15 protein-coding genes, 1 tRNA gene and 1 riboswitch are annotated in these 18,386 nt (G+C 69.9%); of the genes, 8 read left to right on the forward strand and 8 right to left on the reverse strand.

Going from position 1 to position 18,386, the window contains the following annotated elements; all coding sequences use genetic code 11:
• Positions 1–155 precede the first annotated feature (155 nt).
• Both LY40_RS23520 and LY40_RS23525 read right to left on the reverse strand, forming a co-directional pair.
• A complete protein-coding gene (locus tag LY40_RS23520; RefSeq protein WP_183785445.1) occupies positions 156–752 on the reverse strand; it encodes a TetR/AcrR family transcriptional regulator in 597 nt (198 codons plus the stop codon).
• Positions 753–863: 111 nt separating this feature from the next.
• Complete coding sequence (locus tag LY40_RS23525) at positions 864–1,808, reverse strand: acyl-CoA desaturase (protein WP_183783026.1); 945 nt, start codon at positions 1,806–1,808, stop codon at positions 864–866.
• 196 nt (positions 1,809–2,004) lie between these two features.
• On the opposite strand from LY40_RS23525, the gene LY40_RS23530 reads away from it, so the two are divergent.
• The 8 genes from LY40_RS23530 (at position 2,005) to LY40_RS23565 (ending at position 9,572) form a co-directional block, all read left to right on the forward strand.
• Positions 2,005–2,076, forward strand: a tRNA-Gln gene (locus tag LY40_RS23530).
• Between the two features lie 230 nt (positions 2,077–2,306).
• The gene (locus tag LY40_RS23535; protein WP_183785443.1) at positions 2,307–3,968 is read left to right on the forward strand and encodes a GGDEF domain-containing protein; all 1,662 of its coding nucleotides are present in this window, start codon (positions 2,307–2,309) and stop codon (positions 3,966–3,968) included.
• Positions 3,969–4,031: 63 nt separating this feature from the next.
• Complete coding sequence (gene glmU, locus LY40_RS23540) at positions 4,032–5,504, forward strand: bifunctional UDP-N-acetylglucosamine diphosphorylase/glucosamine-1-phosphate N-acetyltransferase GlmU (protein ID WP_258938166.1); 1,473 nt, start codon at positions 4,032–4,034, stop codon at positions 5,502–5,504.
• Positions 5,501–6,481 carry a ribose-phosphate diphosphokinase gene (locus tag LY40_RS23545; RefSeq protein ID WP_183783022.1) on the forward strand — a complete coding sequence of 327 codons (981 nt, stop codon included), beginning with the start codon at positions 5,501–5,503 and terminating at the stop codon, positions 6,479–6,481. The genes glmU and LY40_RS23545 overlap by 4 nt, the downstream gene beginning before the upstream one ends.
• A 79-nt stretch (positions 6,482–6,560) precedes the next feature.
• Positions 6,561–7,412, forward strand: coding sequence for a TIGR03621 family F420-dependent LLM class oxidoreductase (locus LY40_RS23550; protein ID WP_258938167.1), 852 nt, complete (start codon positions 6,561–6,563; stop codon positions 7,410–7,412).
• A gap of 313 nt (positions 7,413–7,725) precedes the next feature.
• Entirely contained in the window at positions 7,726–8,373 is a 648-nt protein-coding gene (locus tag LY40_RS23555) for a 50S ribosomal protein L25/general stress protein Ctc (protein ID WP_183783018.1), read from the forward strand.
• A gap of 22 nt (positions 8,374–8,395) precedes the next feature.
• The gene (pth, locus tag LY40_RS23560) at positions 8,396–8,989 is read left to right on the forward strand and encodes an aminoacyl-tRNA hydrolase (protein ID WP_258938168.1); all 594 of its coding nucleotides are present in this window, start codon (positions 8,396–8,398) and stop codon (positions 8,987–8,989) included.
• Between the two features lie 190 nt (positions 8,990–9,179).
• Complete coding sequence (locus LY40_RS23565; RefSeq protein WP_183783014.1) at positions 9,180–9,572, forward strand: DivIVA domain-containing protein; 393 nt, start codon at positions 9,180–9,182, stop codon at positions 9,570–9,572.
• Between the two features lie 38 nt (positions 9,573–9,610).
• Here the strand turns inward: LY40_RS23565 and LY40_RS23570 are convergent, their stop codons facing one another.
• From LY40_RS23570 to LY40_RS23595, 6 genes are all read right to left on the reverse strand, one after another.
• A complete protein-coding gene (locus tag LY40_RS23570; RefSeq protein WP_258938169.1) occupies positions 9,611–11,293 on the reverse strand; it encodes a fatty acyl-AMP ligase in 1,683 nt (560 codons plus the stop codon).
• Between the two features lie 65 nt (positions 11,294–11,358).
• Complete coding sequence (locus LY40_RS23575; RefSeq protein WP_258938170.1) at positions 11,359–13,152, reverse strand: ABC-F family ATP-binding cassette domain-containing protein; 1,794 nt, start codon at positions 13,150–13,152, stop codon at positions 11,359–11,361.
• A 153-nt stretch (positions 13,153–13,305) separates the two neighbouring features.
• Positions 13,306–14,298 carry a 4-(cytidine 5'-diphospho)-2-C-methyl-D-erythritol kinase gene (locus tag LY40_RS23580; RefSeq protein ID WP_183783008.1) on the reverse strand — a complete coding sequence of 331 codons (993 nt, stop codon included), beginning with the start codon at positions 14,296–14,298 and terminating at the stop codon, positions 13,306–13,308.
• A 156-nt stretch (positions 14,299–14,454) separates the two neighbouring features.
• Positions 14,455–15,465, reverse strand: coding sequence for a methionine ABC transporter ATP-binding protein (locus LY40_RS23585; RefSeq protein WP_183783005.1), 1,011 nt, complete (start codon positions 15,463–15,465; stop codon positions 14,455–14,457).
• A gap of 312 nt (positions 15,466–15,777) precedes the next feature.
• Positions 15,778–15,865: riboswitch (SAM riboswitch) on the reverse strand.
• A gap of 92 nt (positions 15,866–15,957) precedes the next feature.
• Positions 15,958–16,824 carry a 16S rRNA (adenine(1518)-N(6)/adenine(1519)-N(6))-dimethyltransferase RsmA gene (gene rsmA, locus LY40_RS23590; protein ID WP_258938171.1) on the reverse strand — a complete coding sequence of 289 codons (867 nt, stop codon included), beginning with the start codon at positions 16,822–16,824 and terminating at the stop codon, positions 15,958–15,960.
• 81 nt (positions 16,825–16,905) lie between these two features.
• Positions 16,906–18,276 (reverse strand): resuscitation-promoting factor, encoded by a 1,371-nt coding sequence (locus LY40_RS23595; RefSeq protein WP_258938240.1) that lies wholly within the window; start codon positions 18,274–18,276, stop codon positions 16,906–16,908.
• Positions 18,277–18,386: the final 110 nt, after the last annotated feature.

Here is an 18,386-nt window from a genome sequence, read left to right on the forward strand (position 1 = left end):
CCTCGGGTGCGAACACGCGGACACGCCTGTGCCCGGCGAAAACCGGGCACAGGTACTCGAATCGTCGAACTATGGGGTTCTGGTTCCCAGCCTACGTCCCCGTCGACGGTCGCCCACCGACGGCGCCCGAGTCGGCGGTGCGGACTCGGCTCGACTCACTCGGCCACGCGCAGCTTCGGCTTGTGCTCGAGATTCGACAGACCGTTCCACGCGAGGTTCACCAGATGCGCGACCACCTCGTCCCGCTTCGGCTTGTGCGCATCGAGCCACCACTGCCCGGTGAGCGCGACCATGCCGACGAGAGCCTGCGCGTACAGCGGCGCGAGCTTTCCGTCGTAGCCGCGTGCCGAGAACTCCTCGCCGAAGATGTCCTCGACCTGGCTGGCGATGTCGTTGAGCAACGTGGAGAACGTGCCCGTCGAACTCGCGACCGGCGAGTCCCGCACCAGGATCCGGAATCCCTCGTGCGATTCGTCGACGTAGCCGAGCAGGGCGCTCGCGGCCTGCTCGAGCATCGCCCGCGGGTGGTCGGCATGCAGACTCGACACCATGCGGTCGAGAATCGCCTGCGCCTCGCGGTCCACGACGACCGCGTAAACGCCTTCCTTACCGCCGAAGTGCTCGTACACCACGGGCTTGGAGACGTTCGCGCGCCGCGCGATCTCCTCGACGGACGTGCCGTCGTAGCCCTTCTCCGCGAACAGTGCCCGAGCGACGTTCAGCAGCTGTTGCCTGCGCTCGGTGCCCGTCATGCGCACGCGCGCCACCGCGGGGGCGTCCGACGGAGCCCCTGCGGCGGCCGCGTCTCGCTTAGCGCGCCGTCGACCTGCCATTTGCCGAACCGTACAGGCACCCGGTCACGCTCACGCGGTCGAGAGCTTCTCCAGGCGCTTGGCCGAGGGCCACCGCACCTTGTGCGCCCAACCGAGCTTCTCGAATACCCAGATCACGCGGGCGGAGATGTCGATCTGTCCGCGCTGCACACCGTGACGGGCCGACGTCGGGTCGGCGTGGTGCAGGTTGTGCCACGACTCGCCGAACGAGGCGATGGCCAACGGCCAGAAGTTGGCCGAACGGTCACGCGCGCTGAACGGCCGCTCGCCGAGCATGTGGCAGATCGAGTTCACCGACCAGGTCACGTGGTGCAGCACGCAGACCCGCACCAGGCCCGCCCAGAAGAAGGCCGTCACGAATCCCCACAGGGACCAGGTGACGAGTCCACCGATGATGCCCGGCAGGACGAACGTGAGCAGCGTCCACAGCCCGAACAGCTTGTCGATCCTGCTGATCGCATTGTCCTTGAGCAGATCGGGGGCGAAGCGTTCATGGTTGCTCTGATCCCGCTGGAACAGCCAGCCCATGTGGGCGTGCCAGAAGCCCTTCGCGACGGCCACCGGCGTCGTGCCGAACAGCCACGGCGAGTGCGGATCACCCTCGCGATCGGAGAACGCGTGATGCCTGCGGTGATCCGCAACCCACGTGATCACCGGCCCCTGCACCGCGCTGCTGCCCGCGATGGCCAGCAGCGCCCTGAGCCACGGCTTCGCCTTGAACGAGCCGTGCGTGAAGTAGCGGTGGAATCCGACGGTGATACCGAGGCCGGAGAAGGCGTAGAACACGACGAAGAGGCCGACATCGACCCACGAAAGGCCCCAGCCCCATGCGAAGGGGACCGCGGCGATGAGCGCTGCCAGCGGAGCCAGCACACCGAGATAGACCGCGAACTGAAGGCCGGCCGTGCGCTGGCCGTCCAGGATCGGCTTGCGACCGGCCTTCGGTGTTTCGTCCGCGTCCAGAGTTGCCGTCATGCACGTCACTTCTTTCCACGAGGACCGCCGTCACCAGCCCCTTGGGCGAGTCAACGGTGACGGTGGAAGGGTCACCTAACCTACGATTGCGTAAGTTACGGTACAGGAGGTTTCCCACCTGAGGGAGAGGCGAAAACACCGGCTTCGGACCTGCGCGCAGCGTGCAACCTGCAGTGGATATCCTGACCAGGCGCAATCCGCCGTAGTGTAATTGGCAGCACTTCAGATTTTGGTTCTGACAGTCCAGGTTCGAGCCCTGGCGGCGGAGCAGAGCGGAATCCCGGCAGCCCAGGGGGTGTGTGTCCGCTGGACGGCGAAGAGTCCAAGGTCGCGGCCGAGCCCGGCGCCGCCCCCGGCGGCGCGGCCGCAACATGCGGCACGGGTTCAGCCGCCGCGGCCGCGAGCACCCGAGTCGCAGCCGACCCCGGTGCGCACGCCGTCGGCACGACGCCGCAGGATCCAGCGGACCCGGCACTCGGCGACAAGTCCGACGCCTGGCTGCTCGGGCGCGCCCGGGAACTGATCGCCCTCGTCCAGCGCAGCGAGAAGCACGAGCAGCAGGACATCATCACCAGACTGGACGAGCTGCTCCACGAGACCCAGCGACGCGGCGAACCGCTGCTCGTCGCCCAGATGCTCCGCGCCGCTGCTCTGTCACGGCTCATCAGCGCGAGTGCACAGGACCACGCCGCACGGCAACTCGACGAGATGCTCGCGCACACTCGCAGGCACGGCGCCACGCTGCTGCGCGCGGACGCGCACGCCCTGCGTGGCCGCCGTCTCGTGCTCGCGGGTCACGAGGACGCGGCACTGACGGAGATCGCCAGGGCACTGGCGCTACTCGACGATCCGCCGTCACAGGAACTGGGGCTGGGCAGGCGCGCCTGGGACCGCCTGCTGTCCACCGCGCTCAACGACTGCTGGATCGTGCTGAACCAGCTGGGCGTCTACGAGGTCGCCGAAGAGGTGATCACGCGGGCCCACCAGGCCGTCCGCGACAGTGCAGGGCCGCACGAGATCACGATGCTGCTGATGAACCGCGTGAAAATGCTGCTCGGCTGGGGCCTGCGACTCGAACGCATCGGCCGCAGCGACGAGGCGGGTGAGCGGTTCCGCACGGCCGCTTCGATGGCGATCGCCGTCGAAGCACCGTTCGCCGAGTCCCTGTTCCCCCGCAAGGCCGGAGTGGCGGCCGTCGACCAGGTCGCGTCGTTGGCGTCCGCGCTGGCACTCGCCGCCCCGAGCGACGCGCACATCGACCGGCTCCGCAGCCTGCGGGCCACGCCGCTGTACCCGTACGACAACCCGCTGTTGGCGATCGCACTCGCCCGCTGCCTGGAGTCGGTCGGCGAGCACGAAGAGGCGTTCCGGCTGCTCATGGAGGATCGCCACCACATCCCCGAGGAGTATCCGCAGCCGTCGATGCGGATCGGCCTCATCCACGAGCTCGCCCGATTCGCCGACCGGTACGACCTCGGCGACCCCCGAGCCCAGCTGGCCGACTACGCGGGAGCGCTTGAAGCGGAACTGTGGTCCATGCGCGAGTCGCAGAGCGCCGCCCTCGACACCCGTCGCGAACACGAGCGGTTGTCGGCCGCGCACGGTGCGGTCACGCAGCAGGCGTTGCAGGACCCGCTGACCGGTCTGCCCAACCGTCGGGCACTCGACGAACGGCTCCGCGGGTTCGCGACCTCGGCGTCGAGCGATCCGCTCGCCGTGGCACTGATCGACCTCGACGGCTTCAAGGGAGTCAACGACCAGCGTTCGCACGCCGACGGTGACGACGTGCTCCGGGTCGTGGCCAGCACGCTCCGGGATTCGCTGCGCGGGGACGACATCGTCGCGCGCTACGGCGGGGACGAGTTCATCACCCTGCTGCCCGGTGCCACGTTATCGGCGGCCCACCAGGCGATGAACCGCGCGGTGACGGCGGTCGACGAACTGCCACGGCACCTGTCGCACGGCGTGACCCTGTCGGTCGGGCTGGTGACCCTCCGAGCCGGCGAACGCGGCGAGGAGGTGCTCTCCCGCGCCGACGCCGCGATGTACCAGGCGAAACGCGGCGGCGGAAACCAGATCGCGTCGTGTCATGAGGCCGATGACGAGACGGAGACCGCACCAGAGGGCGGCCCCACGTCCGACGCCGGCCAGCGGACGTAGGATCGTTAACCGGCCGAGATTAATCCCCGGTGAATCCCGTCCCCGGTGAATCCAAGGAGTGCCGTGCCCGGGCCCCTGAGCACAGTCATCCTCGCCGCAGGCGAGGGCACCCGCATGCGTTCGGACCTTCCGAAGGTGCTGCACCCGATCGCGGGGCGCCCCCTCGTCGAACACGCCGTTCGGGCCGTGGCAGGTCTCGGACCCGACGAGCTCGTGGTGGTCGTCGGGCACGGCCGCGAGCAGGTGAGCGCGCACCTCGACACGGTCTCCGACGCGATCGGCACCGCGGTGAAGACCGCGGTGCAGGAGCAGCAGCGCGGTACCGGTCATGCGGTGCGCTGCGCCCTCGAGGCACTTCCCGCGGGCGACTCCGGCACGGTTCTGGTCACCTACGGCGACGTGCCGCTGCTCGACACCCCGACGCTGACCGACTTCCTCGCCGCCCACGAGCGCGACGGCAACGCCGTCACCGTGCTCACGTCGGTGGTCGACGATCCGTCGGGATACGGCCGCATCGTGCGCGACGCCGACGGCGACGTCACGGGCATCGTCGAGCACAAGGACGCCGACGAGTCCCAGCGCGCCATCACCGAGATCAACTCCGGGGTGTACGCCTTCGACGCCGCGGTCCTCTCCGACGGCCTGTCGCGGCTGTCGACCGACAACTCGCAGGGCGAGCTCTACCTGACCGACATCCTCGGCATCGCGCGCGGCGACGGTCGCCGGGTCGGCGCGCTGCCGGTGGCCGATCCGTGGCTGACGGAGGGTGTCAACGACCGCGTCCAGTTGTCGACGCTCGGCACGGAGCTCAACCGCCGCATCGTCACCCGCTGGCAACGCGAGGGCGTCACGGTCGTCGACCCCGCAGCCACGCGCATCGACCTCGATGTCACGCTCTCCCGTGATGTCGTCATCGAGCCCGGGGTGCAGCTGCGCGGCGCCACGACCGTCGGTACGGGCGCGACCGTGGGGCCGGATTCGACGTTGACGGACGTGCGGGTGGGCGAGCGCGCGAGCGTCGTGCGCACCCACGGCAGCGAGTCCGTGATCGGCGACGACGCGTCGGTCGGACCGTTCGCCTATCTGCGCCCCGGCACGAAGCTGGGCGAGGCGGGCAAGATCGGCACGTTCGTCGAGACGAAGAAGGCCGACATCGGCACCGGGACGAAGGTGCCGCACCTGACCTACGTCGGTGACGCCACGATCGGCGAGCACAGCAACATCGGCGCCTCGAGCGTGTTCGTCAACTACGACGGCATCTCCAAACACCACACCACGATCGGTTCGCACGTCCGGACGGGTTCGGACACCATGTTCGTCGCCCCGGTCACCGTGGGGGACGGCGCCTACAGCGGCGCCGGCACGGTGATCCGTGAGGACGTCCCGCCCGGAGCGCTCGCGGTATCAGGGGCACCGCAGCGCAACATCGAAGGCTGGGTGCCGCGGCGCAGGCCGGGTACCCCAGCGGCGGAGGCTGCAGAACAGGCCGTCGCCGACCAGGAGGAAACCGACACCGACGGGGAGTCGCCAGCATGAGTCCGAAGTCCGGAACACCCAAGAAGAACCTGATGCTCTTCTCGGGGCGTTCACACGTCGAGCTCGCCGAAGAGGTCGCGAAGAACCTCAACGTGACGGTCACCCCTCAGACGGTGCACACGTTCGCGAACGGCGAGATCTACGTGCGGTATCAGGAGTCCGTGCGTGGCACCGACGCCTTCGTCATTCAGAGCTTCTCCCCGCCGATCAACGAGTGGCTGATGGAACAGCTCATCATGATCGACGCGCTCAAGCGGGGCAGCGCCAAGCGGATCACGGCGATCGTGCCGTTCTACCCGTATTCGCGGCAGGACAAGAAGCACAAGGGCCGTGAGCCGATCTCGGCGCGGCTGGTGGCGGACCTGTTCAAGACTGCGGGCGCCGACCGCATCCTGACGGTCGACCTGCACACTGCCCAGATCCAGGGCTTCTTCGACGGCCCGGTCGACCACCTGCACGGGCAGAACGTGCTCGCCGACTACATCAACGAGCATTACAGCGACCACGACATCACCGTCGTTTCCCCCGACTCCGGCCGGGTACGGCTCGCCGAGAAGTGGGCCCAACAGCTGGGCGACCGGCCGATCGCGTTCATCCACAAGACGCGTGATCCCGACAAGCCGAACCAGGCGGTGGCGAACCGCGTGGTGGGTGACGTCAAGGGCCGTCTCTGCGTGCTGATCGACGACATGATCGACACCGGCGGCACGATCAGCAAGGCCGTGGAGGCGCTGCTCGACCAGGGAGCCTCCGACGTCGTCATCGCCACGACGCACGGCATTCTGTCGGACCCGGCGACCGAGCGGCTGGCGAACTCCAAGGCGCGCGAGGTGATCGTCACCAACACGCTGCCGATCCCGGAGGAGAAGCGGTTCCCGACGATGACGGTGCTGTCGATCGCCCCGCTGCTCGCGCGGGCGATCCAGGAGGTCTTCGAGGACGGCTCGGTGACGAGCCTCTTCGACGGCAGCGCGTGATCCGGAGCTGATCGCCTGCGGTGTCCGCCGCCGGCGAAACACGTGTCGGAAGGACCCCGTGGCGACCTACGGTTCCGCCATGGGGTCCTTCCGTTTCGGTGTCAGCATCCGTCCGCACGACGGTGACTGGCTCGGCCGGTGCCGCAGGGCCGAGGCGCTGGGTTACGACGTCATCGCCGTCGCCGATCATCTCGGGACCGGAAACCTCGGCCCTGTGCCTGCGCTCGCGGCGGCCGCGGCCGTCACCGAACGCGCGCACCTGACGCCGTTCGTGCTGAACGTGCCGTTCTACAACGCCTCGCTCCTCGCGCGGGACGTCCACACCGTCGGCGAGATCGCGCAGGGGCGGTTCGAGTTGGGCGTGGGCGCGGGACACATGAAGGCCGAGTTCGACGCGGCCGGGCTGCCGTGGCGGCCCGCGCGGGAACGGGTCGCGCAACTGTCGGACACGCTGGCGCAGCTACGGGCCGAGCTCGGCGACGCCATGCCGCCGCTGCTGGTCGCAGGCAACAGCGACGCCGTACTGGACCTCGCGGCGCGTGAGGCCGACATCGTGGGTTTCTCGGGCCTGCGTCAGCTACGAGGCCAGCCGCCGGGCACCTTCACGCTCGCCGGTGCGGACGAACTCGCCGAACGGACGGATCGGGTCCGAAGGCGATCGGACGTGGCGTCGTTCAACCTGCTCGTCCAGCACGTCGCCGTCACCGATGAGCCGGCCGCCGCACTCGCCGCCTGGCAGGACGGGGTGCCGGGCCTCGAGCTGTCGGCCGCCGGCCTCGCCGCCGCACCGCAACTGCTCGCCGGGACGGTCGACGAGATCGCCGAGCAACTGGTCGGCCGGCGCGAGCGGTACGGCTTCACATACGTGACCGTGTTCGAACCCGCGATGGAGACGTTCGCGCCCGTGATGGCGGCGCTCCGCGGCTGCTGATCGTCGGGTGTCACCCGGTCCCCCGACGCGGCCGTTTGCACAGACCGGGGCGGGGGTCAAGCACCGGTTCCGGCTGGATTACACTGGGCGAGTTGTCTCGGCGAGGCGGGGCCGGATGCGAGTCCGGCGCCCGACGTGATCGACGCGGCGGCTTGAGAGGCCACCCGTGCGCGCACGTCGTGGTACTCGCCGCCGGAGGAGCCACACGCGTGACAACCGCTGGCACCTACCAGCAGCCGACAACGCAAGCCCCAGTAAGCCCAAGCAAGTAAAGCCCCACCCACCAGGGCCCCACCGCGAGGAGTGCATCACCGTGTCCGAGGTACGCCTTACCGTCGAACCCCGCAACGAGTTCGGCAAGGGAGCGGCTCGCCGCACCCGCCGTGCCGGCAAGATCCCGGCGGTGCTGTACGGCCACGGCGAGGACCCGCGGCACCTCGCCCTGCCCGCGGTCGACTTCGCCCGCGTCGTGCGTGAGAACGGCCAGAACGCCGTGCTGACCCTCGACGTCGACGGCTCGAACAACAAGAAGACCGAGCTGGCGCTGACCAAGACCATCACGGTCCACCCGCTCAAGAACTACATCGAGCACGTCGACCTCCTCGTCGTGCGCCGCGGCGAGAAGGTCACGGTCGACGTGCCGATCGTCCTGAACGGCACCGCCGCCCCGGGCACACTGGTCAACCAGGACGTCGACACCATCCAGATCGAGGTCGAGGCGCTGCACATCCCGGAGCAGTTCGAGGTCGACATCGACGGTGCCGAAGCGGGCCACACGGTGCACGCCTCGGACGTCACCCTGCCGCGCGGCGCCGAGCTGGTGACCGACCCGGAGGTGCTGGTCGTCGCGGTGAACGAGGCGCCGACCGAGGAGGCCATGGAGGCCGACGTCGACGCCGAGGGCGCCGGTGTGACCGAGGAGCCGTCCGACGCCGAGGGCGGCGAGAGCTCGGAGAGCTGACGCTCACTCCGTCCGACGCGACATGACGAATGATCTTCCCGGGGCCGGCGAGCAGGTGCTGCTCGCCGGCCTCGGCAATCCCGGGCCCCGTTACGCCGGCAACCGGCACAACGTGGGCTTCATGGTTCTCGACGAGCTCGCGTCCCGTATCGGCGGGAAGTTCAAGGCGCACAAGGGCGGTGCCGAGGTCCTCGAGGGACGCCTCGGCGGTCGCAAAGTGGTGCTGGCGAAGCCGCGCTCGTACATGAACCTCTCGGGCGGCCCGCTCGCGGGCACCGCCCGCTTCTACAAGATCGATGCGAGTGGTCTCGTCGTGATCCACGACGAACTCGACGTCGACTACGGTTCGCTGCGGCTCAAACTCGGCGGCGGCGACAACGGGCACAATGGACTGCGCTCGATCACGAAGTCCTTCGGCACCAAGGAGTACTTCCGGGTGCGCTTCGGTGTCGGCAGGCCGCCGGGCCGGATGGATGCCGCGGATTTCGTGCTCAAGGACTTCTCGACGACCGAGCGGCGCGAGCTGCCGCTCAACGTCGACCGCTGCGCCGACGCCGTCGAGGAGCTTGTTTCCCGGGGGCTGACGGCGGCGCAGAACGCCTTCCACAGCTCCTAACGGTTTCTCGTGCTCGCCCCGTCTTTCACCGATCAGGCGGGCACGGAGGGTCACATCGGTCACGCAAACTAACCCAACAGGGTCGTCCCGTACCCCTGAACGAGTCGCATCATAGCTGCGCCCTTCCCGGCGTCTCACTGCCACGGCTATCACAGAAGGCCGCGAGTGACCCGACGTGGAGGTGCAGGTCATGGCGATCACGGCAGACGAGGCGCGCACCATCGCCTTCCCCGATTCCGGTTTCGGCAGGCGCGGTTACGCCAAACACGAGGTGGACGCGCTGATCGACCGGGTCGTGGCAACCCTGTCCGACGAGGACGATCTGACGGCGGCAGAGGTGCATCACAGCCAGTTCGCGCGCCCGCCGATCGGCAAGCGCGGGTACGACGAGAAGAGCGTCGACGAGTTCCTCGACCGCGTCGAGGACACGCTGTTGGCACGCACCGGAGTCACCGGCGGTGCGCATCACGTGCCCACCGCACGCACCGAATCGCCCGCGGTCACCGACGTCCCCACCGCCGACATCCCGGTCGTGAACCTGCCAGCAGCCGATTCGACGCCGGGGCGCTCCCGAGACGGCTGATTCGCACCGACCCGCCCGGCGCCTGGTCTCCCGACGGATCAGGCGCCGGCGTCCATCCGGTCGCGGTACTGCTCGGCTGTCGCGCCGCGCTGCACCTTGCCGGACGGCGTCTTCGGCAGGCTGCCCGTCGGCAGGACGAGGACCGAATACGGCCGCGCGTCCACCGCGTCCCGTACGCGCGCCGTGACCTCCTTGACGATGCGCGCTTGTTCGGCCTCGTCGCCCGCGGCCTTGGATTCGAGCACGACGGCGAACCGTTCGCGGCGGGTGCCCGCGTCGATCCGCACGGCCACGGCGTTGCCTGCCCGCACCCCGTCGACCGAACTCGCGGCACGCTCGACGTCGGTCGGGTAGACGTTGCGGCCGCCCAGAATGATGACGTCCTTGCTGCGGCCGCAGATGACGATCTGCCCGTCGACCAGATAGCCGATGTCGCCGGTGGCGAACCAGCCCTCGGCGTCCTGCGTCGCCATGGGTCCGTCGACGGTCAGGTATCCCGGCGTGATCGCATCGCCGCGCAGCCGGATCTCGCCGACCTCGCGTTCGCCGAGCACGTCGCCGCCGGCACCGACGATCTGTGCCTCGATACCGTCGAGCGGCCTGCCCAGCACGGCGAATCCGCGTACCTGCTCGGTGCCCCGCCGCTCGTCATCCTCGGGCACCGCCACGGCGCGGTTCTCCGACTCCAGCGGACCGGCCTCGACGACGTCGACCGTCAATCCGGTCGACAGCGGCGCGAACGACACGGCGAGGGTGGCCTCGGCGAGCCCGTACGCGGGGAACACGCACTCGGCGGGCATGCCGAACCGCCCACCCGCGTCGGTGAAGGTGGCCACCGCGGTGTCGTCGATCGGCTCGGCGCCGTTGAGCGCGATGCGCAGTTTCGACAGGTCGTAGGCGTCGCCGTCGTCGACCCGGGCGAGCCTGCGGCCCACGATGGCGTAGGCGAAGTTCGGCGCGGCCGTGATGGTCCCGTCGTAGCGGGTGATCAGGTCCGGCCACAGCAGCGGCGCGCTCAGGAACTCCACCGGCGTGACCTTGACCAGTTCGACGCCGAAGGTCATGGGCACGGTCAGGAAGCCGACCATGCCCATGTCGTGGAACGTCGGCAGCCACGACACCATCACGTCGCTGCCGGGGTCGAGTTCGGAACGCCGCGCCATGGCGCTGATGTTGCTGAAGAGGTTGCCGTGGGTGATCCGCACGGCCTTCGGCTCCGCGGTGGAACCGCTGGTGAGCTGCAGCAGCGCCAGGTCCTCCTCGGCGGCCGACACCGGCTCGGCGATCGGCTCGGCCTCGAGCAGGGTCTCGATCGTGCGGTACTGGATGCCGTTCTCGTCCAGCACCGGCGCCAGCTGGCCGAACGGCTCGCCGAGCAGCACCAGGTCGGACCCGATCATCCGCAGCACCTGCAGCGTGTCGGCCGCCCAGTGCGCGAGGTCGGTCCGCGGCGTCGGCTGGTGGAGCATCGTCACGCTGCCGCCGGCCAGCCACACGCCCTGCACGGTCGGCGCGATCAGCTCCGGCGCGGCCGCGAGGACGGCCACCGCACCACCCGACTCGAATCCGCCGCCCACGAGGCTGCCGGCGAGGCGACGGGCACGCCCGTGCACCTCCGCCCATGTTCTGCGCACGGGCTCCGAGGGCTCACCCGTGACCATCCCTCGCTGCGTGCCGCCTGCCTGCGCGTTGGCGACCATCGTGTCCACGAACCGGCTCATGACACAGACTGTAACCAAGCGTTACACGGAAGCGGGGACAGGCCACGCATCCGAACCCGGGTGCCTCACTCCACGGCCTCGGATGCCTCCAGCCACCGCTGTTCCAGCTCGTCCTTCTCGGCCTGCAACGCCTTCAGTTCGTTGTTGAGCTCCATCAGCCGATCGGGCTCGGTCGCCGCGTCGGCCAGCGCCGCGTGGAGCTTCGACTCCTTCTCCCCGATCGCGTCGAGCTTGCGTTCCAGCTTGCCGAGCTCCTTGGTGATGGCCCGCCACTCGGCGTTGGACAGCTTCGGCGCATCCTGCTTCGCGTCCACCTGCGACTCGACACCGGATGCCGGAGCCGGCCCGGCCGCGGGCCGATCGGCGATGGTCTGCCTGCGCTGCAGATACTCGTCGATCCCGCCGGGCAGGTCGGTGATCGTGCCGTCGCCGAACAGCGCGACGACGTTGTCGCACACGCGCTCGGTGAGGTACCGGTCGTGCGAGACCACGATCAGCGTGCCCGGCCAGCCGTCGAGCAGGTCCTCGAGTTGCTGCAGGGTGTCGATGTCCAGGTCGTTGGTGGGCTCGTCGAGCAGCAGCACGTTCGGCTCAGCCATCAGCAGCCGCACCAGCTGCAGTCGGCGCCGCTCACCGCCGGACAGGTCACCGACCGGAGTCCACTGGCGTTTCGGCGGGAAACCCAGCTTTTCGGCCAGCTGCGACGCCGACAGTTCGTGTTTGCCGAACTGGACCCGGGCGGCGACCTGCTCGACGGCCTGTAGCACCCGCAACTCGGCAGGAAGGTCGTCGAGCTCCTGCTTCAGGTGCGCCAGGTGCACGGTCTTGCCCTCGATGCGCCTGCCGGTCTCGGGTTCACGCTCCCCCGCGAGCAGCTTGAGCAACGTCGTCTTGCCCGAACCGTTGACGCCGACGAGGCCGATCCGATCGCCGGGGCCGATCCGCCACGTGACGTGGTCGAGCAGCGTCCGGTCGGCGACGCTCAACGACACGTCCTCGAGTTCCAACACCGTCTTGCCGAGCCTGCGCTTGGCGAAGCTCATCAGCTCGACGGTGTCGCGCGGTGGCGGGACGTCGGCGATCAGCGCCTCGGCGGCCTCGATCCGGAACTTCGGCTTCGAGGTACGCGCCTTGGCGCCGCGCTGCAACCACGCGAGCTCCTTGCGCGCCAGGTTCTGCCGCTTCTCCTCCGCGGCCTGCGCCAACCTGGCCCGCTCGGCACGGGCGTAGACCCAGTCCGCGTAGCCGCCCTCGTACTGTTCGACGCGGCCCGACGTGACCTCCCACGTCCGGCCGCACACGGTGTCGAGGAACCAGCGGTCGTGCGTGACGACCACGAGCGAGGACTTGCGCGCGAGCAGGTGATCGGCCAACCAGCGCACCCCCTCGACGTCAAGGTGGTTGGTGGGCTCGTCGAGCACGATCAGGTCGAGCTCACCCACGAGCGTGGCCGCCAGCGCGACCCGGCGGCGTTCCCCACCGGAGAGGGTGGCCGTCGGAGTGTCGAGCCCGATGGCCGCGATGCCCAGCCCGTCGACGATCGAGCGCACCCGCGCATCGGAGGCCCACTCGTGTTCGGAGTCGAAACGCGCCAGTACGACCTCGCCCACGGTGCTGCCGTCGGGCAGGTCGGTGCGCTGGGTGACCACGCCCATGCGCACATCGCGCATGCGGCTCACCCGCCCCGAGTCGGGTTCGGTGATGCCCGCGAGCACCTCGAGCAACGTCGTCTTACCGCCGCCGTTGAGCCCGACGACGCCGATGCGCTGCCCTTCACCCACGCCGAGGGACACCTCGTCCAGCAGCGGCCGGACACCGTAGGACTTGCTCACCGATTCGAGATTGACCAGGTTGGCCATGCGTCAGACAAACCTCTCGCGCGATGCGGAAACGCTGTGCGACCACGCCGGTCGCGTGGTCGATGGTGACAGTGCGGCCCGCCGCCTCCCGCAGGTCCTCGCGCGGAACCAGGACCACCGGACCGCAGGGGCCGGCAGGGAGCGCGGCGAGCGTCATGCGTGTGCCTGTGGCGGGGTCGGGTCCCACGGCGGTTCGCCGCCCGAGGGGCCGCCGTCCGGTTCGACCACCCGCGCCCCGTGCACCGGACCACTGGCGACCCGCACCGTCCGGCACACACCAGCCCCGGACAGCCGCGCGGACACCTGCACCGCGGCCTCGGCGTCCTCGCACAGGAATGCGCACGTCGGACCCGAACCGGACACCAGACCGGCCAGCGCTCCTGCCTCGACACCCGCGCGCAGTGTGCGCCGCAGATTGGGGCGCAACGACACGGCCGCGATCTGCAGGTCGTTGCCGATCAGTTCGGCAAGGCGGTGCGGGTCCCCCGAGGCCAGCGCCTCGATGACCACGTCGTGATCGCCTGCGGCCGGCGGAGGCTCGCCGGCGTCGCGGAGTCGGTCGAGTTCCTGGTACACACGGGGCGTCGACAGACCACGCTGAGCGAACGCGAGCACCCAGTGGAACGTGTGCCGCGTCAGGACCGGCAGCAGCTCCTCACCCCGGCCCGTGCCCAGCGCCGTACCGCCGAGCAGGGAGAACGGCACGTCGCTGCCGAGCTTCGCCGCCAACCGCGTGAGCTCGTCACGCGAGAGGTCGAGTTTCCACAGCGTCGCCAGCCCGAGAAGCGCGCCGGCCGCGTCGGCGCTGCCGCCCGCCATGCCGCCTGCCACCGGGATGTTCTTGTCCAGCGCGATCTGCACCGGGCCCAGCTCGGCCGGGGTCGTGTCCAGATGTTCGGCGAGGACGTCGACCGCGCGCCACACCAGGTTGCGCTCGTCACGCGGCACGGTCTTCTCACCCTCGCCGCGGACGTGCAACGACGTTTCCTCGGCTGCCGACACGGTGACGGTGTCGGTCAGCGACAACGCCTGGAACACGGTCGTCAGCTCGTGGTATCCGTCCTCACGCGCCGGTCCCACCGCCAGGTGCACGTTGATCTTGGACGGCACCGTGACGGTCACGGGGGTCGGTACGACGGCAAGCACATACCCAGGGTACTTGGCGCCCCGCCGGTTCCGGCGCGGCCGCGCGTCAGCGCGTCGAGCAAGCCGCGCCGTGTCACCGCTCCCACGCGTCCTCGACGTCGTCCGGAAACGGCAGGCCGGCAACGTCGGGCGGGCGTCAGGACACGTGCGGCTCGGTCAGGCCGCGACGGTGCGCAGGCCGCAGAGGGTGTGCGTGACGTGGGCGCCGCGCTCGGCGATCCACGCCAGCGCCGCGTCGGCCCGCTGCCCGCGCAGGCCGATGCGGAACCGCGCCACCGGCGTGTCCCCGAACCGCGTCAGCCCACCGCCGATCGTCGCGATCTCGACGTCGAACCGGCCGCTCGCCTCGGGCAGGAGGGCACCGACCGAGGCGAACCCGACCAGCACGACGTCCACCACGACGTCGAAGCGCGCCGCCTCGGACGGCGACGTCTCGACCGACGGCAGCAGCTCGTCGGCGATCCGGCTGCCGCGCGTACCCGCGAGGGTCAGCAGGTTGCCGCTCTCGACGACCGAACCGTGGTCCAGCAGCGCCACGTCGTCGCACACGCGCCGCGCCACGCCTGCGTCGGACGTCGTCAGCAGCACGGTCGCGCCCAGTTCGGCACGTGCGCGGTCCAGGACCGACAGCACGGCGCCGCTCTCGTCCGCGTCCACTCCCGCGGTCGGATCGTCGGCGAGCAGCACGGCCGGCCCGCCGGCCAGCGCCCGCGCCACCGACACCCGGCGCTGCTGCCCCGGGGACAGGTCGGCGGGCACCTGCGCCGCCGCGCGGCTCAACCCGATGACGTCCAGCAGCGTGGCGACGCGCTGCCGCCTGCGCGCTCCGTCCACGCCCACACGCTCCAACGGGGCGGCGATGTTGCCCGCCACGGTCCGCTCCGGGCGCAGCCGCGAGTCGACCACGGCGACCTGGCTCTGCGCCTCCCGCAGCTTGCGTCCGTCCAACGTGGTCGTGTTCAGCCCGTCGTAGCGGACCGAGCCGCGGTCGGGCCGCTCCCGCAGGGCGACACAGCGCGCCAGCGTCGACTTTCCTGCACCGGCTTCGCCGACGACACCGAACAGTGCGCCTGCTCCGACGTCCAGATTGACCTCGTGCAGCGCCTGCACGGGTGCATCGGACTCGGTATTGCGGAACGACTTGCTGACGTTCTCGACGGTGATCACAGCAGCTCCAAGACAGCTCATGGGCTCACCGGCCCGCGCGGTCACTGACCGGGGCCGGGAGAAAACGGCGGAAGATCGGATCGGGCGGCGCCGACCTCGCGCTGCGACGTCCGGCTCGGAGCCGGCCGGTTCACAACTCTGGCGAGGTGGACCCTGTCCCTGGCCGCGATGACGGTGCGACCGTTCCGTGGGCAGGTTCGCGACGCTGCGCGCTCAGGCCAAGTCGGCGGAGCGACGACACGCAGACACGGTGCGCCGCCGGTGATCGACTACCAGACGCCGGGTGAGCGGCTCGGAAAAATACATCGCGTTCCTCCATCGCTCCTGGCGGTAGCACCGTCCTCGAGGGAGGTTGCTGCGACGTCGACGAGCCAGGTCTCTCGGTCGCTCGGGATGGAATTCCCACATAGTAGACCGGAAACCCGGCCGGAAAGGCAAGCCGACGGGCCGTAGATCACATCGAACCCGGCACGGTTGACGGCCGCGCCGACGTCATGCTTCCGCGGCGGCCCTGGCGATCGCCACGTACTCCTCGATGCCGAGCTGTTCGCCTCTGGCGCGCGGTTCGACACCGGCGGCGGCCAGAATCTCCCCGGCCCGCTCGGCCGATCCCGCCCACGACGAGAGCGCAGCGCGCAACGTCTTCCGCCGCTGGGCGAACGCGGCGTCGACGACCGCGAACACCGCGTCGCGGTCGGCGTCGGTGCGCTCCGGCCCACGGTCGAACGCCACGAGCGAGGAGTCGACGTTCGGCACGGGCCAGAACACCGACCGCGGCACGGCGGCGACCTTGCGGGCCGTGCCGTACCAGGCGAGCTTGACGCTCGGCACGCCGTAGACCCGGCCACCGGGCGCCGCGGCCATCCGGTCGGCCACCTCGGTCTGGACCATCACGAGCACCCGCCGCAACGACGGCAGTTCGGCCAGCAGGTGCAGCACCACCGGGACCGCGACGTTGTACGGCAGGTTCGCCACGAGCGCGTCGGGCTCGCCGATCCGCCCGCTGTCCACCTGCAGCGCGTCGTCGGCGACGACCGTCAGCCGCGACGCGGCCTCCGGTGCGTGTGCCGCGACGGTCCGTTCGAGTCGGCCCGCGAGCGCCGGGTCGATCTCCACCGCCACCACCCACGCCCCGGTGCCGAGCAGGCCGAGCGTGAGCGACCCCAGTCCGGGGCCGACCTCGAGCACGACGGTGTCGGCGGCGTCCGATCCGACCTCGGCGAGCTCGACGATCCGGCGCACCGTGTTGGCGTCGTGCACGAAGTTCTGGCCGAGCTTCTTCGTCGGGCGGACGTCGAGCTCTGCGGCGAGCTTCCGGATCTCGGCGGGCCCGAGCAGTCCCGGTGGTTCAGCGGTCACGGCAATGAGTTCAGCACAACGCGGCCCGGCACCCCGCGAAGGGGTACCGGGCCGCTGTGATCGTTCACCGGTTCGCGAACCTTACGTCGGCAGGCCGAGCTGCGCGGCGCAGTGCGGCCAAGCGCTGTAGCCGCCGCGATCGTCGCGCACCTGGGTCGCGATGGCGATCTGCTGCTCGCGGCTCGCCTCGTGCGGATACGCCGCGTACTGGTCACCGCCGTAGGCGTCCCAGGTCTGCTTGTCGAACTGCAGGCCACCGTAGTAGCCGTTGCCGGTGTTGATCGACCAGTCGCCGGTCGCCTCACAGTTCGCCAGCCGGTCCCACACGGCGCCGCCGATGATCTGCGGCTGCGGGGGCTCCTTGGTGCCCACGCGCACGACCTTGTCCTTGGCCTCCTTGAGAACCTTGGAGTTGATCTCCTCGCGGGCGATCTCCTCCCCGTTCTCCTTGGTGACCCGGTAGCTGACGAGCTCCTCACCCGCCTTGCCGGGCTTCTCGACGACCTCCTTGCCCTGCTCCATCTCGGGGTCCTCGATGGTGCGGACCTCGGGCTCGATGGTCTCCTTCTGCTTCACCACCGAGACGCCGGTGCGGCTGATGTAGACCTCGGCGCCGTCCTTGAGGCTCGCCTTCGGACCGCTCTCGAGCCGGTCCTGCGGACCGAGCTTCATGTCGAGCTCGTCGATCAGCTCGCCCGCGGTGACCGCGTGGGTCGTCACCTCGCGGGGCTTCTCGCCGCCGTCGTAGACCGTGACGCTCTTCTGCGTCTTGACCTCCAGCGTCATGCCCTTGAGCGGCACGTCGCTGTCGAGCGGCGCGGAGAACTTGGCGCCCTCGTTCTTGAGGTCCTCGAGGCCGAGCTGGCCCAGTGCCTCGTCCACGGTGGTGGCGCGAACCCACACCTGACGCTGCTCACCGTCGACCGAAACGGTCATGTGGCGGCCGCGCTCGAGCGTGATGACGCCACCGTCGCCGACCTCGGCCTGCGGCGAGGGGGAGAGCGCGTCGTGCTTGCCGACGTCGATATCGGCGTCGTCGAGGACCTCGCCGACGGTGTCGCCGAAGCTGCGGACCGTCTGCTCGCTGCCGTCGATGTCGAGCGTGACGCTCTTGTTCATCGCCAGCGCCGCCGCACCGCCACCGGTGAGCGTGATCAGCATGGCGAGAACCGATCCCTTGAGGAAACGCTTCTTCCACGTCTTGACCGCGCCCGCGAGACCGCCGTCGGGCTCGTCGACACTCGTGCCCGCGGCCGCGGTCGGCTCAACGGGGGTGTCGACGATCGCCGGGAGCATCGTCGTCTCGGCATTGATCAGCCGGATGAGTTCGTCCACGTCGACATTGGCCTCGTCCATGAGCGCATCGGCGTCGGGGCCGAGCACGGCGAGGATGTCGTCCCGCGTGATCCGCGGGTCGGAGGAGAACTCTGGGTCGCTCGGTCGGTCGAGCAGAGCCGTCGAGCCGGCCGAAGCCGACGACGAGCTCGCGTCTGCGCGCCCGTAGCTACCAGTCACAGGGTCGATCCCTTTCACGCATGGCCAGGACTCCCGCAGTCAGCGTC

The organism is Prauserella salsuginis (assembly GCF_024648885.1).
GTDB classification, from domain to species: Bacteria; Actinomycetota; Actinomycetes; order Mycobacteriales; family Pseudonocardiaceae; genus Prauserella; species Prauserella salsuginis.

Coding starts and splice junctions, on each gene's coding strand:
- LY40_RS23520 (WP_183785445.1), bottom strand. CDS start 752: ATGACGGGCACCGAGCGCAGGCAACAGCTGCTGAACGTCGCTCGGGCA.
- LY40_RS23525 (WP_183783026.1), bottom strand. CDS start 1,808: ATGACGGCAACTCTGGACGCGGACGAAACACCGAAGGCCGGTCGCAAG.
- LY40_RS23545 (WP_183783022.1), top strand. CDS start 5,501: ATGAGTCCGAAGTCCGGAACACCCAAGAAGAACCTGATGCTCTTCTCG.
- LY40_RS23550 (WP_258938167.1), top strand. CDS start 6,561: ATGGGGTCCTTCCGTTTCGGTGTCAGCATCCGTCCGCACGACGGTGAC.
- pth (WP_258938168.1), top strand. CDS start 8,396: ATGACGAATGATCTTCCCGGGGCCGGCGAGCAGGTGCTGCTCGCCGGC.
- LY40_RS23565 (WP_183783014.1), top strand. CDS start 9,180: ATGGCGATCACGGCAGACGAGGCGCGCACCATCGCCTTCCCCGATTCC.
- LY40_RS23570 (WP_258938169.1), bottom strand. CDS start 11,293: ATGAGCCGGTTCGTGGACACGATGGTCGCCAACGCGCAGGCAGGCGGC.
- LY40_RS23575 (WP_258938170.1), bottom strand. CDS start 13,152: ATGGCCAACCTGGTCAATCTCGAATCGGTGAGCAAGTCCTACGGTGTC.